The organism is Virgibacillus siamensis (assembly GCF_039522605.1).
Taxonomy (GTDB): Bacteria; Bacillota; Bacilli; order Bacillales; family Amphibacillaceae; genus Lentibacillus; species Lentibacillus siamensis.
The window spans coordinates 72,011-86,798 of record NZ_BAAADS010000009.1 but is presented as its reverse complement, the minus strand read 5'-3'; the positions used below and the strand labels follow the sequence as shown (position 1 = coordinate 86,798).

The following is a 14,788-nucleotide window of genomic DNA, read 5'->3' as shown; positions in this document are numbered from 1 at the left end:
TAAAGGCTTGGTGACAACCAAGTTTTCTAATAAAAACCAAGCGTGCGGTTATAAATTGACATCCACTTTCACTAATTGTTTTTCATTTTTGTCAATTCCAATGTAGCGTAACGTTTCAGAGGAAGACTGATGATTCAAAATCTTAGCGATAAAGGAGATAGCGATTCCTTTGCGATAAGCGTGATATCCGAATGTTTTCCGTAATGTATGGGTACCAATTTTTCCAGACATCCCTGCTTCCTTTGCGGATTGATTTATGATTCGATAGGCCTGTTGACGCGTGATGGGATAATTATTTCTTTTTGATTTAAAAAGGTAGTCCTGCTGCCCGAAATTGACTGAGGAAAGGTGTTTTTTTAATTCCCTTTCAACACTTCTGTTTAGATAGAAGGTTTTCTCCTGCTCAGTATGGGTATCTGTGATACATAAAAAGTTCCTGCTTTCTGTTCCATCCCATACATCGCTCACTTTTAAGGAAAGCAAATCACTAATTCGCATGCCTGTATTAATTCCAAGAACAAAAAATAATAAATCGCGTTGTGAATGTTTTTTAAGTAGTTTTTTAATAGCTTTTATGTCATCCAAACTTCTGATAGGCTCAACGAATTCCATAGATCTTCCTCCGATAATTATGTTACTTAATTATATTATAATGCATGTTAAGTAACATTACAATTATTTTGTTCCGGTATTCGGTATATTTGTGGGTTGCTGATTCGACTGCTATTTCTGCGGAAAAAAATAATGAATTGGCCCGGGGGAGGGACCAATCCATTATTTTTCACAAATTCGGAAAGAAAAGGGCTTTTCGCGGTTGAACTTTCCTTTATCATATGTCCGTTCTGTAAATGTTACGTTATTTTCGTAATCAACCAACAATATCACGGAGGAGCGGGTCCCATATTCGGGTGTATTTATAAACGGAGGCGATAATTTTCGTTCCAGTTGGAGACCGACGCCCGTTCCGGGAAGTTGTTCGTCCGCGGCTTCCTCAGTATCCGAAATGATTTCAAACAATGTATTTTGATCCAGGCTGTCATTTGCCATAACGTATTCCTGAAGTTTTGACTTCGTTCGCGTTACTTTCGGCCAGGGTGTATTCAGGAATTCATTACTGAGTCCGTGGGTGCCTGCCGGGATTTGCTTGATTTCATTTTGTACATTGCTGTAATAGTACAACTCATCCGGTGTACCGACAATAACATTATATCCCACAAATTCGTGCTGCTGGTCTTGCAGTTTCATTAAGTATTCGATTGGGGTAAGTTTGCCGGCAAGATAGCTTTTGACAATTTCCCCGCGGGACTTTTTCCCCGCAGTTGTCTGCTCAGGGTCGCGGAAATTAGTCAGCGCGGCAAAACGGCCTTGTTTGGTAATGCCGAGCCATGTGCCTTTAGCAGTTAAATCACGTCCGGCTAAAATATCAGGATTATCTTCCCAAAAGTGAGCATCTGCCGTAGGACGCTGATAAAACTCATCACGGTTGGCCGCAACGATTAATTTGTATTTGGAATGGTGTTGGAATTGAAGGGTTATTAAACACATCAGCAACCGTCCTTTTACTATCATTATACATCGGAGCAGGTGTCTTGGAAAAAATCCAGCTTTCTTTCAAAATGGTCAATACTTTTGTAACATGGAAGGGAAGGAGGCATGAATCATGGAATCAGCGAATAATGAGAAGGCACTACGCCTGCAAAGTCAGTTAGAAGAGGCGCTTAAGCCGTTGACCGAAAAAATCACGTCACTGGAACAGGAAGTGAAAAAACTTCGGGAAGAACAGAGAGAATTTAAAAAGATGCTGAATGAAAAAAAGAGCGGGAAATGATATTACAAGAGTCCTTCCATCATTAATGAAAGGGCTCTTTTTAGGCAGATCAGTATCAGAAGTGAGCTTAAGGCGTCCCCCAAGCGTTGCTGACAATCAAATTTTCTAAGGTATTTCCATCTTTCTAATTGGAAATTATTGTATTTCCCCTGTTTGTTAAAAAATATACAGGTTCAGCCCATTTCTGACAGTTTTTTTAACAATAAGCAAAGACACGTGTGATGAGTAATGATTATTGTTATACTATATTAGATATTATGGGTCAGATAGAAATGCTTTTCAGTGATATAATGATTATAAATGAAAAACTTTCGTTACCCGTTAAAGGGAGGAAAATGAAAATGAGTAAAGAGGGATCGCTCATTTCAAAGAATGCTGAAATAAGTGGTGTATATACTATGGAGAGTAATCGTACAACTCTGGCAGGGGATATTAAAGAACTATTTAAATTGATTGTTTTAATTTCGAATGTTGTCCCGGTTTTTGCCGGTTTTTGGCTGGCAATTTATTTTACCGGATCCACATTGGCAGCCCATTTGGATGCTCTCATCCTGACAATCGCTGGAAGTACATTGGTTATGTCCGGTGCGCTTATTCTTAATAATTGGTTTGATGTGGACATTGACAGGAAGATGGCCCGGACCCAAAATCGCCCGACCGTAACCGGGAATTTTTCACTGAAAGCCGTATTGTGGGCGGGTATTATCCTGTCGGCTGCTGGCATGGGTTTATTATTATTCACAACATTTGAGGCAGCATTATATGCGTTTGTCGGCTGGTTTGTATATGTGTATTTGTATACAATGTGGTCAAAACGGCGATTTACGCTGAACACTGTCATCGGCAGTGTTTCGGGTGCGGTGACACCGTTGATTGGCTGGGCAGCGATTGAACCGGCGAGTCATATTGTGCCGATAATGCTGGCCCTTATCCTGTTTATCTGGCAGATTCCCCATACATTTGTAATAGCAATCAGGAAATATGACGAATATAAAGCAGCCGGCGTACCAATGCTTCCGGTAGTACATGGTTTTGAAATTACCAAACGGCAAATTGTGATCTATATTGCCTGTCTTCTGCCACTGCCTTTTTATCTTGCATCTCTTGGTACTGTTTTTATCGTATTCGTATCTGCACTGAATTTTGGCTGGCTCATATTTGCCATCCGCGGACTTTTCGGGAAAGATGATTTAAAATGGGCTAATAAGATGTTTTTATTCTCCGTCAATTATCTAATGTTTGTGTTCCTGCTGGCAATTGTTGTGACTATGTAACAACTGCTTTGTTTAGTTACAGTTGCTGTGGGAATAGATAAAATAGAAGGAGGAATGGAACATGGCTGACATTAAAAAAGGCGATCATAAATTTTACATGGGAGAGGACGAACAAAATCCAATTGCTGAAATCACCTACAAAGAAATTGGTGACGATGTGTTTGAGGTGGATCACACATACACTGCAGATGAACTGCGTGGGCAAGGCATTGCGGGTGAATTGGTCGGTAAAATGGTGGGATTCGCCAGAGAACAAGGAAGGAAGATTGAAGCAACCTGTCCATACGCCCAAAAGAAAATTGAAGATACTCCGGAGTACCGGGATATATTGGTTAAATAACTATATAATGAAAGTTTGGAAAGCAGGCGATTTAACCGGATGAAAATCGTTTGCTTTCCTTATTATTCAGGGGAGGTGCGGACATGTATTTAACGATTTCTGAAACAGCTGAATACCTAGAATTGGATGAAGCCAAAATCAGGGCATTCGTACTGCAGTGTAAGATACGGTCAGTTTATGACGGAAAACAGTATCTTATTAATAAGGATCAGTTCAGCACACACCTGGAACAAATGGAAAAATACCGGGAAACGATTCAGGAGTATTTACGGGAATCGCTCCCGGAAGATATTGATGTGAAGGATGAGGATTAAGGGAGCTTATGAGAATTCTCCGTATAAGAGTTAGGAATAAGAAATTTTTAGGCTTTTCCTGAGTGTATGGCTAAAGCGGAAGTAACCTCCTGCTATTGGGGGTTATTTTTTTCTGCTGAAATCAGGATGTTTGTACTGCCGACAAGCGATAAGGATGTATTTAGTTAACCTGATTTTCAAACGTAATAATTATCGATAAATTCCCTTGAATCTAACGTAGCGTCATATTATATAATAGGGTCGGATAAGGGGGGGGGGGATCGTGACATACTCAATTGGAAAACTAGCTGAAATGAGTCGGGTAAGTGTTCGGACTTTAAGGTATTATAATGAGATTGGTATTTTGCAGCCTGCGGAAATCAGTACAGGCGGACACCGCTACTATGATTCTGACTCCATTATCAAGCTTCAATACATATTAACACTTAAGGAAATTGGTTTTAACCTGGATCGTATTAAAGAAATCACCTTGAAAAATAATCAGTCTGTGCAGGAATTACTGCAAATACGTTTGAATGCGGTTCGGGAAGAGAAGCGGAACTTGGAATATATGGAACAAAAAATCAAGGCGTACATACAGTTAGTCGACCTTAGCGGAAAAGAATACTCGGAGGATATATTCAGTACTTTTAGGCATTTTGCAACGAAAAATAATACTGTGCAGCAGAACAGGGATCAATACTTTTCCAAGGAAGAACAGCAACTGCTTGCACAACTACCCAATTTTGCCGACGATAATGATTTGATTAAGCAATGGCAATCCCTATTTCAGGAAATTAGAAGTGAACGGACAAAAGGTAATCCGGCTGAGACACAAATAGGCCTGCAGCTCGCTGAAAAATGGTCCGATTTGGTAAAAGAAATGTATTCGGGAAATATGGAATTAGCGCAAAAGACCTGGGAGATTCAACGGGAAAAAGCCGATATCGGATTGGTGCAATTTGACAGCGAGGTAACGGAATACATTGAAAATGCTTTTAAATACGCAGAAAAGCTGAGGGATACTGCCTATGACTGAAAAGAAAAGCATTGATAAAAAGCTGATTATAATGGATCTGATTTTCTATGCAGCACTTCCGTATTTCATATGGAAATATGGCCAGGACCCTTTAGGGGATTATGCGGCTATGCTTATCTCTACTGTTCCAGGATTTCTTTACACCATTTATCGATTTTTTGTTGAGAAAGAATTTAATATTGCTGGTTTTCTTGGGATAGGTGCATTGTTTCTAGGTACAACAGTTGACCTTCTCTCCGGATCAGCAGAGCAAATGCTGTGGAATAGCGTATATTTAGGCTTATTTTATGTGGGTATCCATATAATAACGTTCTTTGTCCGGCGCCCGCTAGCATTATATTTTGCAGTCGACTTTGCATATTTGCAGGGCCACGCAAGAAAAGACAGCACCAACTTATTTTTTCAAAGAGGGATTTTCAAGTGGTTTCAGTATATTCAGATCCTGTTTATCGTGAGAGGGCTTTTTATGGCAGGCTTAAAGGTATACCTGCTGCAAGAATACGGTGTGGATGGATACGATGAAATGCTGATATACAGGCAGGTTGCCGGGTGGTTTTTCGGGATTTTAATTGGGGGAATCTTCTTTTATACGAATGTGCCAATTCAGAGATTTTTAGATAGGCAACGGGGAGATCATCAAAAAGAGAGTTAGGTCAACCAGTGACAAAGTATTTTAATGAGGCGTGATAATAAAGATGTTCCTTAATACAATCGACATTTATTTATTCTTTTCCCAAATCAGCGAAAATGCAACTGCTTTGGAAGGGTCTATTCAGGTGCGTTAATTGAATGAAAGAATGTATCAAATGGAAGTATATTGTTAATTCAAGAATAGAAAGGGGTCCCATTGACGTAATCCCTTGTTCATGTAAGAATAATTAAAAAGGTTACGGACTATAAGGACAGTGATGAAAAAATGCTTTATATATGGAACATTGAGCGGATTATTATGGCAACATTAACAGAACTAAATTTGGACATTAACTGTGAGTCTAACAATGATCTAACTGTACCAATGAGTTATAATGTATCAACAAAGACGATCAAATTTAATTATCTACAAGTTAATGGGTATATTGGTGAATTATTTAAACTTAAAGAATCAGATGAAAATATTGTTAAACTAATCCTTTATCATGAACTTGGTTATTATTTGGATTTTAAGAAAAACAAACGTGATTTAAAGATACTAATCTACGGGGAAGATGATGAAAAAGAAGAACTCCAATCGGAAATAGAAGCGAATGCCTGGGAATATGGCAGGACACTGGTTCCTGAACAATTAGTAAGGTCCTATGATAAAATACGTGAATTCGAAAAGATGCGTTTACAGGGAATTAAAGACTAAGGGGGTGAAAGTATGCTAACGTCTGCCCATACCTGCACCCTTTTACAAAGTATTTTCCAGGCACCAGTTCACTCAAGTGGTGCCTTTTCTACAACCCTTCCGTCCCTTCCTTCCGTTGTTTTTGCACATTTAAGCGACCGGATGACTGCTTCTTCCGTTGTTTCAATTACCGCTTGAAACAGCTTGTTCATGACCGGATGCTCATCACGAATAAACGAAAGCGTCTCTGTTTGTGAGTCTGATTGATGATCATATGTATTGGCCGTCGAAAATGCAATGGCAATGTCGCCGCTTCCGTTACCGATATGGCTACCGGTTCTGCCGAGTCCAGCAGCACAACGTTTAGCAAGCCGTTTTAATTGCCGGTCATAGAGTGGTGCATCGGTTGCAATTACCATCATAATTGATCCGTCTGTTGTATCCATTTCTTTTGTAGCAAAATCTGCGAATAGGGCGTGCTCCCGTTTTCCAAAATTACTCAGAACCAGGCAGCCGACAGTATATTCATCCACTTTTCGGGATGCTGTTCCAATCCCACCTTTATAGCCATAGCAAATCATGCCTTTTCCAGCACCAACCGCACCTTCCTGTACAGGTTCCCGGCTGGAATTTTCAATTGCCTTGACGGCATGTTCCAGTTTTACAGCCTGCAGACGCATCGAATTCAGGTAGCTGTCATTGCACTCACCAACAACGATGTTCAAAGAGCTTGCTGTATCGCCAATGTCTTTATTTTGCCGCAGCATGTACTGCAGTGCCCCTTGAAGCACTGCACCGACACTGAATGTATTTGTCAGCATAATCGGTGATTCCAAGAGACCCAATTCATCCACCTGGACGAGTCCTGCAGTCTTTCCGTATCCGTTTATTACATGGCTTGCCGCGCGCATTTTTTTCTGAAATAAATTTCCTTCGTGCGGAAGTATGGCAGTTACACCGGTGCAAATCGTGTCCTCGTTAGTTATCTTTTCGTATAGGGTAACATGGCCGACCTTCACACCGTCAATATCGGTAATACAGTTATGTTTTCCTTTTGGCAACGGCATGTGAATCATTCCTCCTCATGATTGCATTATAGCAAAAACATAGAGTGTATATGTTTATTGTCTATCTTGTAACGATTGGATGGTTGATATTTGGCCACGACCGGTTGATAATTCCGTTTTGCGGTTGATGTTCGGTCCCTAGCGGTTGATAATTCCGTTTTGCGGTTGATGTTCGGTCTCTAGCGGTTGATAATTTCATGTTGCGGTTGATGTTTAGTCTCTAGCGGTTGATAATTGCATTTTGCGGTTGATGTTTGGCCCCGCACGGTTGATATTTAAACTGCCATCTTAAAAAGCAGGCTGCCATTTAAAAAGGCAGCCTGCTCATAATAGATTTTCCTACTTCAAAAAGTTAAACACTTCATTTGCAATATCGGTATTATCAATCAGACCTGAGAAAACCTCGCTTTTTGGCCCGTAGGCATAGACCGGAACATCAATACCGGTATGTCCGCCAGTTGTAAAACCAACACCTGCCCGTTTATTGAAGACTTCAGATATGGCACTGTACAGCTTATCAAAATTCTCTGTATCAGCAGCTTTCTCAATGGATTCCATTTCTTCGTCTGTAAATTCAAAGTCCACGTATTCATCCAACACCTCTTCCGCATCAGCTCCGTCGATAATTTCCTGAGCCATGAATTCCGGTGTGCGGTCAGCTGCTTTGATTGGTTCAGGATTGAAGTTATAATTACCATCACGCCCAATGGAGAATCCGCCGGTCGAGTGGTCCGCTGTCAAAACAACCTGGGTATGCTTGTCCTTTTTGGCAAATTCAACGGCTGCTTCGAATGCATTGGCGAAGTCGTTCATTTCACTCATGGCACCAACTGCATCATTTGCATGTCCTGCCCAGTCAATTTGGCTCCCTTCCACCATCAGAAAAAATCCGTTCTTCTCTTTATCCAATTGCTGAAGTGCTGCTTTTGTCATTTGTTCCAGGGAAGGATCAGATTTCGGGCGGTCAATCGCTTTGGGCATGCCAACAGGGGCGAATAGTCCCAGCATTTTTTCACTATCGTTTTCCATTATGTCTTCAGTGGAAGTTACATAGTTATAGCCGTCATTTTTGAATTCCTTGATAAGGTTTCTTCCTTCGCGGTCAAAATAACTTGTTCCACCGCCTAGCATGACATCGACTTTATGTGCACCGTTAATCATGTCATCAAAATAATCATCAGCAATATCATTGTAATTATGTCGTGATACATCATGCGCTCCAAATGCCGCCGGGGTTGCATGGTTTATTTGTGAAGTTGCCACAAGCCCGGTTGCCATCCCTTTTTCTTTTGCAGCCTCCAGTACCGTTTCTACTGGTTTACGATCATTGTCGACTGAAATGGCACCATTGTACGTTTTGACACCCGCCGCCATCGAAGTTGCTGCAGCAGCAGAGTCCGTTACATTTTCTTCCGCGTCTTCAGGATTTGTACTTGCCATACCGACAAAATAATTATCAAATGCAGTGCGTTCCATTTTCGGTGTGGAAGGGTCATCATTCATATAGCGGTATGCTGTTGTATATGCCGGTCCCATGCCATCACCAATCATAACGATCACATTTTTCACTTTTCCATTGTTGGGAGAATTGAACTTGTTTCCTGCGTCTGCGGTGGTGTTTCCGCCAGTCATGGTCAAGACACTTCCTGCGATAAGTGCACAAATTCCTAAAACAGCCAAAAGCCTTTTGTACATGTTTATCCTCCTCAGAATTTTTTGTGAATCTACTATCAGGTTAATGGAAGAGGTCTGCTAGTTAAATAGTCGAATAGGTTTATTTTTTGTCGTATAAGACGGAAGTTTACCGGAAACGTAAACAGCATGTAAAAAAAGCAGTACTTTCATAAGGGTAAAATTAACCCAACGTTAAAAAATAATGGTTAGCTGCCTTAAAAAGAGTTCAAATGTCACGGAACTAAAGTTAGAGGAAACATGCGGGGCCTGTTCTGACACACGTGAATTGATAATAATTGAAATGATCCTCAGCCAAATGCTATACTTAAAAAAATAATTCCATATGCAAGTTCCTTCGGGGTCGGGTGAAATTCCCAATCGACGGTGATGAAATGTATGTTTCTCAGTCCGTGACCCGTGCGGCGGTCAGCCAAGCGGTGGATCCAGTGCAACTCTGGAGCCGACAGTTAAAGTCTGGATGGGAGAAGGAATTTTCTGGTGTTCGCATGTTTACAGGATGAAAATGCAGTGTTATTTGTATATGCAATTCTGGTTCTGTATATCGATGCGTTATACTTATAAAATTCTACCCTTATGCCTCTGAAGCTGATTCAGGGGTTTTTTTAGTATAAAAAAAAGGGAGTGAAATGAAGTTGGATGATCATCATTATATGAAAATAGCCCTTGATCTGGCCCGTACCGTTTCCGGTCAGACAAGTCCAAACCCTCCGGTCGGTGCAGTCATCGCCAAAAATGGCGCGATTCTTGGCCTTGGGGCGCATCTGAAGGCGGGAGAAGGCCACGCGGAAGTTCATGCACTCCGAATGGCGGGGGATCGAGCAAGCGATGCAACGATATATGTCACCCTGGAACCGTGCAGTCACCATGGGAGAACCCCGCCATGTGCTGATTTAATCATTGAAAAAGGAATCAGCCGGGTCGTGATTGCTGCGACAGATCCAAATGCGAAAGTTGCAGGCAGAGGAATTGAAAAACTTCAACAGGCCGGAATTGAAGTTAAGCAAGGAATTATGGAAAGAGAAGCAAATGCGGTGAATGCTGTCTTTTTTCATTATATACAGACAAAAACACCATTTGTAACGATGAAAACTGCTGTCAGTCTGGATGGGAAAACGGCAGCACATACCGGTGACAGCAAATGGGTTACCGGAGAAGCCGCACGACTGGATGTCCATCAGTATCGTCATACACACGATGCTATTCTGGTTGGTGTGCAGACTGTCTTAGCCGATAATCCGAGTCTGACCACACGACTTCCGAACGGCGGAAAAAATCCAATCCGCATTATTTTGGATACATCCCTAAAGACCCCATTGGATGCAAATGTTCTGAATGATGGTCAAGCAGATACATGGATCTTTTCGGGAAAAAACGTATCGGATGAAGCGCTGGAACCGTACAAAATGAAAAAAAGCGTAACGATTTATCGATTGGAAACACTGAATATAGAGGATATATTGCAATTTTTGGGTGAACGGGGCATTATGTCTCTGTTTGTCGAAGGGGGGGCAACAGTTAACGGTTCATTTTTGGAAAGTGGTTATATCAATCAACTGATTACGTACATGGCTCCGAAATTAATCGGGGGTCGGGATGCCCCAACGTCCATTGCCGGCAATGGCTTTTCAACAATGAAAGATACGCAGGAGATGAATATTTTGGATGTAACGATGCTGGGTGATGATGTAAAAATAGTCGCAGAACCGCGAAAGGACGATTTACATGTTTACAGGAATAATTGAAGAAAAAGGAACGGTCAAAAAAATGAAGCGTGTATCCGAACAGACGGTGGAGATGTCAATCGGTTCGGAAAAAGTTGTTGAGGATATTCATGTTGGAGACAGTATTTCAGTCAATGGAATCTGTCTGACGGTGACTAACTTTTCAGTAACTGATTTTCAGGTTGATGTTATGCCGGAAACCATTAAATCGACTTCATTAAATGAATTGTGTGAAGGGGACGGTGTCAATCTGGAACGCTCGATGCCTGCAAATGGACGGTTTGGCGGTCACTTTGTTTCCGGGCATGTTGATGGGACGGGAAAGATTACACGAAAAGAGGCAGATGAAAATGCGGTTTATTACGATATTGAAATTCCGGAAGAGTTTACTGACTTTTTTATCATGAAAGGTTCGGTAGCGGTAGATGGTGTCAGCTTAACCGTGTTTGATGTCATGCCAAACGCGTTTACCATTTCACTTATTCCGCACACTGTTTCCGAAACTATTTTAGGTGATAAAAAGCAAGGCGACACGGTAAATATCGAGTGTGATATGCTCGCAAAACACGTCTATAATATGGTCCCAAAACAAAGTATGGAACAAAAAGATGGGATTAACCAAGCGTTTCTTCGCGATTAAGATAATGTGGCTGGCTTAATTAAAAATTTTGGCACTTTTAAATTGGGTCAAATGATGATTTACACAAACGTGCAAAGTCGGCGCCAAACGTGCGAACAGGCCCCCCAAACGTGCGAAGTCATGCCCAAAACGTGCGAACTTACTTAAAAATAAGGATTGATGTGAAGGAAGTGGAATAATGTTTGACACAATAGAAAGTGCAGTAAAAGATTTAAAAAAAGGAAAACCGATAATTGTTGTTGATGATGAAAACAGGGAGAATGAAGGTGATCTGGTCGCGCTTGCCGAACAGGCGACACCGGATGTTATCAACTTTATGATAACACACGGTAAGGGGCTTGTTTGCACACCGATTACAAAAAGGCTGGCAAAAAAGGTGAATCTGCCAATGATGACCAGCCTTAGTAGTGATCCGTTTGGAACAGCTTTTACTGTAAGTATCGATCATAAAGATACCAAAACCGGGATCAGTGCTGCGGAGCGGTCGCAAACAATTCAGGCGCTATTGGATCCTGAAGCGAGTGAAGGTGACTTCAAACAGCCTGGGCATGTATTTCCGCTGGTTGCTAAAGATGGCGGTGTACTGATACGTTCCGGACATACCGAAGCTTCGGTTGATTTGGCTATGTTAAGTGGTGCTTTTCCTGCCGGTGTTATTTGCGAAATTATAAAAGATGACGGCACGATGGCTCGTGTTCCTGACTTAAAGGGAATGGCTGAGAAATTCGATTTGAAATTTATTACGATTGCGGATTTGGCCGCATATCGCAAACAGCACGAGATTCATGTCAGCCGGGTGGTTGAAACAACATTGCCAACCGAATTTGGTACGTTTAAAGTATTTGGCTACACGAACGACCTTGATGACAAGGAACATATTGCCCTTGTTAAAGGGGAAATTGATTCTGAGGACACGGTTCTAACACGGGTTCATTCGGAATGTCTGACTGGTGATATATTTGGTTCGTTCCGCTGTGATTGCGGACCACAGCTGCACGCGGCACTGAGAAAAATCAATGAAGCAGGCTCAGGTGTGCTGGTATATATGCGCCAGGAAGGCCGCGGTATCGGTTTGCTTAATAAACTTCGTGCCTATCAGCTGCAGGATGCGGGAATGGACACAGTGGAAGCGAATGAACAGCTTGGATTTGCCCCTGATTTGCGTGAATACAATCTGAGTGCCCAGATTTTAACGGATTTGGGTATTAAAAAGGTGGAGCTGCTGACCAACAACCCGGAAAAAGTCAGCGGGCTTTCGTCATACGGGATTAAGATCGAATCACGTATACCCATCCAAACCGGTACACGAAAAGAAAATGAAAAATATTTGCACACAAAGTTTGACAAAATGGGACACATGCTTAATTTTCACCAATAAAAAAGGAGTGGCAGAAATGGGGAAAACATTTGAAGGAAATCTGGTGGGAACGGATTTGAAAATAGGCGTTGTTGTGGCGCGGTTTAATGATTTCATAACTAGTAGATTGCTGGACGGTGCAACAGGCACGTTACAACGGCATGGTGTTAAAGAGGAAAATATCGATGTTGCCTGGGTACCGGGGGCATTTGAGATTCCGCTGATTGCACAGAAAATGGCAACGAGCAGGGAGTATGATGCAGTTATTACACTTGGTACCGTGATTCGCGGCTCAACCCCGCATTTTGACTATGTCTGTAATGAAGCAGCAAAAGGCGTATCTAATGCCTCAATGCACTCAGACAAACCGGTAATTTTCGGGATTATCACAACTGAAACGATTGAACAAGCAATCGAACGCGCCGGAACCAAAGCTGGCAATAAAGGTGCAGATGCAGCTGTTGCAGCAATTGAAACTGCAAATCTTGCCAAACAACTTGACTCGTAAGGCAGTTTGATGGTATTTTGATAAAATTTATTCGGCCCACGTGTTTCTAAGGGGAGCAGGGAGTGCTTGGGAACATATGTTTGCGTATGTATCTGACTTTTGCTATAATAAAAAAAGAATATACGTCTTAGTAAGTCTTCATATAACACAAGGGAAGTGTTGATATGGTATTGACTGAATATACTGCACCAGTTTATGTGAAAGAAAATTCATGCGATTATTCCAAATTAAAAGGGGGTTCTAAGGAGAACGGAACAAAACTTCTTAAAAGGATACCGCTGGCAAAATTAATGGATTTAAAAGTCGACTATGCTTTTAAACAACTATTTGGAAATGAAAAAAATAAAGATATTACGGTTGTATTTTTGAACGCCATATTACAAAAAACCGGTCGCAGCAAAATCAAAGATATTTCATTTGGAAATACGGATTTAGCGAATGAATATTTGGATGACAAGGCGTCAAGACTGGATTTGCTGGTTGTCACCGATGCGGATGAATGGATTGATGTGGAAATACAGTTTGCGAATAAATATGATATGGTGGAACGATCTCTTTTCTATTGGTCCAGAATGTATCAGCAGCCACTTGAAAAAAGCATGCCATACAGCCAATTGCGACCCGTAATCGCGATAAATATTTTAAATTACGACCTTTTCAGTGAAACGGAAAACTTCCATACTTCGTTTCATTTGTATGAAGACGGGGAAAAGTTTAAGTTAACGGATCTTATGGAGATTCATTTCATTGAGATGGGTAAGTTAATTTTAGATTGGAAAAATGATAAACTGAATCCAAGAGATGATATTTTGGTGAGATGGCTGTTGATGTTGGGAATGGTTGACCGCAGGACAGGAAAAGACTATGAAGACATTTATTCGGAACTGGAGGAGATTTCCATGGACGATGAATCATTGCGTAATGCTTTTCAAAACTGGGAAGAGTTAAGTATGACGCAAGAACAGCGTATGGCATATGAAGCCCGGTTTAAGCGGATAATGGATGAAGAGGCATTTCGACGAAGTATGGAAATAAAACAGCAGGAGATTGAGGAATCCAAGCAGGAAATGGAGGAATCCAAGCAGGAAATGGAAGAATCCAAGCAGGAAATGGAACAGTCAGAGCGGAGACTAGCCAAAAAGGAGCAAGAGGTGGAGCTGTCGAAACGAGAGTTGGAGAAATTTCGCCAAGAGTTGAACCAATCCCATCAGGAGTTAAAGCAATCAAAGCAAGTGTATGAGCAAAATGTAAAAAAAGAAGTTGCTCTTAATCTTTTAAAAAAGGGGACGGAAGTTAGGTTTGTTGTTGAATCCACGGGTCTGCCAGAGGAAGTAGTGTTCGACATACAATGCAATTCAGAAGTAGAGTGACAGATATGTACAGCGTCATCTTCAAGATGGCGCTGTACATATTTTTAGGATAATTTTATAGAAAGAAGGATTTTCTATCGATGGAAAATAAGCAGATATTAAGATAAACTTGTTGTCAGACAGATACAGGAAGATTTGGGGCGATAGTTATGAAATTTTTTGGATACCAGATCCTTGCTATCGGTGTTATTTGGGTCGGAATGTCGATCTTTTATTCCGAAATGGATCAGCTCAGCAAATATATCTACTATGGTGTAACATCATGGTTATTATTTTTGATTGTTATTTTTGTAAAGCAAATAATCAGACAGCGGAACGGAAGGGAATAG

The 14,788-nt window shown here is 41.3% G+C and carries 17 protein-coding genes and 1 riboswitch; of the genes, 13 read left to right on the top strand and 4 right to left on the bottom strand.

Translation table 11 applies throughout. The features are described from left to right. Positions 1-48 precede the first annotated feature (48 nt). Both ABD010_RS06700 and ABD010_RS06695 read right to left on the bottom strand, forming a co-directional pair. The gene (locus tag ABD010_RS06700) at positions 49-612 is read right to left on the bottom strand and encodes a tyrosine-type recombinase/integrase (protein ID WP_343811446.1); all 564 of its coding nucleotides are present in this window, start codon (positions 610-612) and stop codon (positions 49-51) included. Positions 613-774: 162 nt separating this feature from the next. After that, positions 775-1,545 carry an NRDE family protein gene (locus ABD010_RS06695; protein ID WP_343811444.1) on the bottom strand — a complete coding sequence of 257 codons (771 nt, stop codon included), beginning with the start codon at positions 1,543-1,545 and terminating at the stop codon, positions 775-777. 115 nt (positions 1,546-1,660) lie between these two features. On the opposite strand from ABD010_RS06695, the gene ABD010_RS06690 reads away from it, so the two are divergent. The 7 genes from ABD010_RS06690 (at position 1,661) to ABD010_RS06660 (ending at position 6,122) form a co-directional block, all read left to right on the top strand. Further along, positions 1,661-1,828 (top strand): hypothetical protein, encoded by a 168-nt coding sequence (locus ABD010_RS06690; protein ID WP_343811442.1) that lies wholly within the window; start codon positions 1,661-1,663, stop codon positions 1,826-1,828. A 341-nt stretch (positions 1,829-2,169) separates the two neighbouring features. Then, positions 2,170-3,102, top strand: a complete 933-nt coding sequence (gene cyoE / locus ABD010_RS06685; protein WP_343811440.1) for a heme o synthase — start codon at positions 2,170-2,172, stop codon at positions 3,100-3,102. A gap of 61 nt (positions 3,103-3,163) precedes the next feature. Beyond that, positions 3,164-3,442, top strand: a complete 279-nt coding sequence (locus ABD010_RS06680; RefSeq protein ID WP_343811438.1) for a GNAT family N-acetyltransferase — start codon at positions 3,164-3,166, stop codon at positions 3,440-3,442. An 83-nt stretch (positions 3,443-3,525) separates the two neighbouring features. Next, the gene (locus ABD010_RS06675) at positions 3,526-3,756 is read left to right on the top strand and encodes an excisionase family DNA-binding protein (protein WP_343811436.1); all 231 of its coding nucleotides are present in this window, start codon (positions 3,526-3,528) and stop codon (positions 3,754-3,756) included. A 262-nt stretch (positions 3,757-4,018) separates the two neighbouring features. Next, positions 4,019-4,774, top strand: coding sequence for a MerR family transcriptional regulator (locus ABD010_RS06670; protein ID WP_343811434.1), 756 nt, complete (start codon positions 4,019-4,021; stop codon positions 4,772-4,774). Beyond that, positions 4,767-5,426, top strand: coding sequence for a VC0807 family protein (locus ABD010_RS06665; protein ID WP_343811432.1), 660 nt, complete (start codon positions 4,767-4,769; stop codon positions 5,424-5,426). The genes ABD010_RS06670 and ABD010_RS06665 overlap by 8 nt, the downstream gene beginning before the upstream one ends. Before the next feature lie 264 nt (positions 5,427-5,690). Continuing rightward, positions 5,691-6,122, top strand: a complete 432-nt coding sequence (locus ABD010_RS06660) for a hypothetical protein (RefSeq protein ID WP_343811430.1) — start codon at positions 5,691-5,693, stop codon at positions 6,120-6,122. 68 nt (positions 6,123-6,190) lie between these two features. Here the strand turns inward: ABD010_RS06660 and ABD010_RS06655 are convergent, their stop codons facing one another. Then, complete coding sequence (locus ABD010_RS06655; protein ID WP_343811428.1) at positions 6,191-7,168, bottom strand: DmpA family aminopeptidase; 978 nt, start codon at positions 7,166-7,168, stop codon at positions 6,191-6,193. A 339-nt stretch (positions 7,169-7,507) separates the two neighbouring features. After that, positions 7,508-8,863 carry an alkaline phosphatase gene (locus tag ABD010_RS06650; protein WP_390350816.1) on the bottom strand — a complete coding sequence of 452 codons (1,356 nt, stop codon included), beginning with the start codon at positions 8,861-8,863 and terminating at the stop codon, positions 7,508-7,510. A 326-nt stretch (positions 8,864-9,189) separates the two neighbouring features. After that, positions 9,190-9,336: riboswitch (FMN riboswitch) on the top strand. A 159-nt stretch (positions 9,337-9,495) separates the two neighbouring features. On the opposite strand from ABD010_RS06650, the gene ribD reads away from it, so the two are divergent. From ribD to ABD010_RS06620, 6 genes are all read left to right on the top strand, one after another. Beyond that, the gene (ribD, locus tag ABD010_RS06645; RefSeq protein ID WP_343811642.1) at positions 9,496-10,605 is read left to right on the top strand and encodes a bifunctional diaminohydroxyphosphoribosylaminopyrimidine deaminase/5-amino-6-(5-phosphoribosylamino)uracil reductase RibD; all 1,110 of its coding nucleotides are present in this window, start codon (positions 9,496-9,498) and stop codon (positions 10,603-10,605) included. Then, positions 10,586-11,224 (top strand): riboflavin synthase, encoded by a 639-nt coding sequence (gene ribE, locus ABD010_RS06640; RefSeq protein ID WP_343811426.1) that lies wholly within the window; start codon positions 10,586-10,588, stop codon positions 11,222-11,224. The genes ribD and ribE overlap by 20 nt, the downstream gene beginning before the upstream one ends. Positions 11,225-11,402: 178 nt before the next feature. Further along, positions 11,403-12,602 carry a bifunctional 3,4-dihydroxy-2-butanone-4-phosphate synthase/GTP cyclohydrolase II gene (locus ABD010_RS06635; RefSeq protein ID WP_343811424.1) on the top strand — a complete coding sequence of 400 codons (1,200 nt, stop codon included), beginning with the start codon at positions 11,403-11,405 and terminating at the stop codon, positions 12,600-12,602. A 16-nt stretch (positions 12,603-12,618) separates the two neighbouring features. Beyond that, complete coding sequence (gene ribH / locus ABD010_RS06630) at positions 12,619-13,089, top strand: 6,7-dimethyl-8-ribityllumazine synthase (protein ID WP_343811422.1); 471 nt, start codon at positions 12,619-12,621, stop codon at positions 13,087-13,089. A gap of 164 nt (positions 13,090-13,253) precedes the next feature. After that, entirely contained in the window at positions 13,254-14,459 is a 1,206-nt protein-coding gene (locus ABD010_RS06625) for an Rpn family recombination-promoting nuclease/putative transposase (RefSeq protein ID WP_343811420.1), read from the top strand. A gap of 149 nt (positions 14,460-14,608) precedes the next feature. Beyond that, positions 14,609-14,788: a hypothetical protein gene (locus tag ABD010_RS06620; RefSeq protein WP_343811419.1), complete on the top strand. Its 180-nt coding sequence runs from the start codon at positions 14,609-14,611 to the stop codon at positions 14,786-14,788.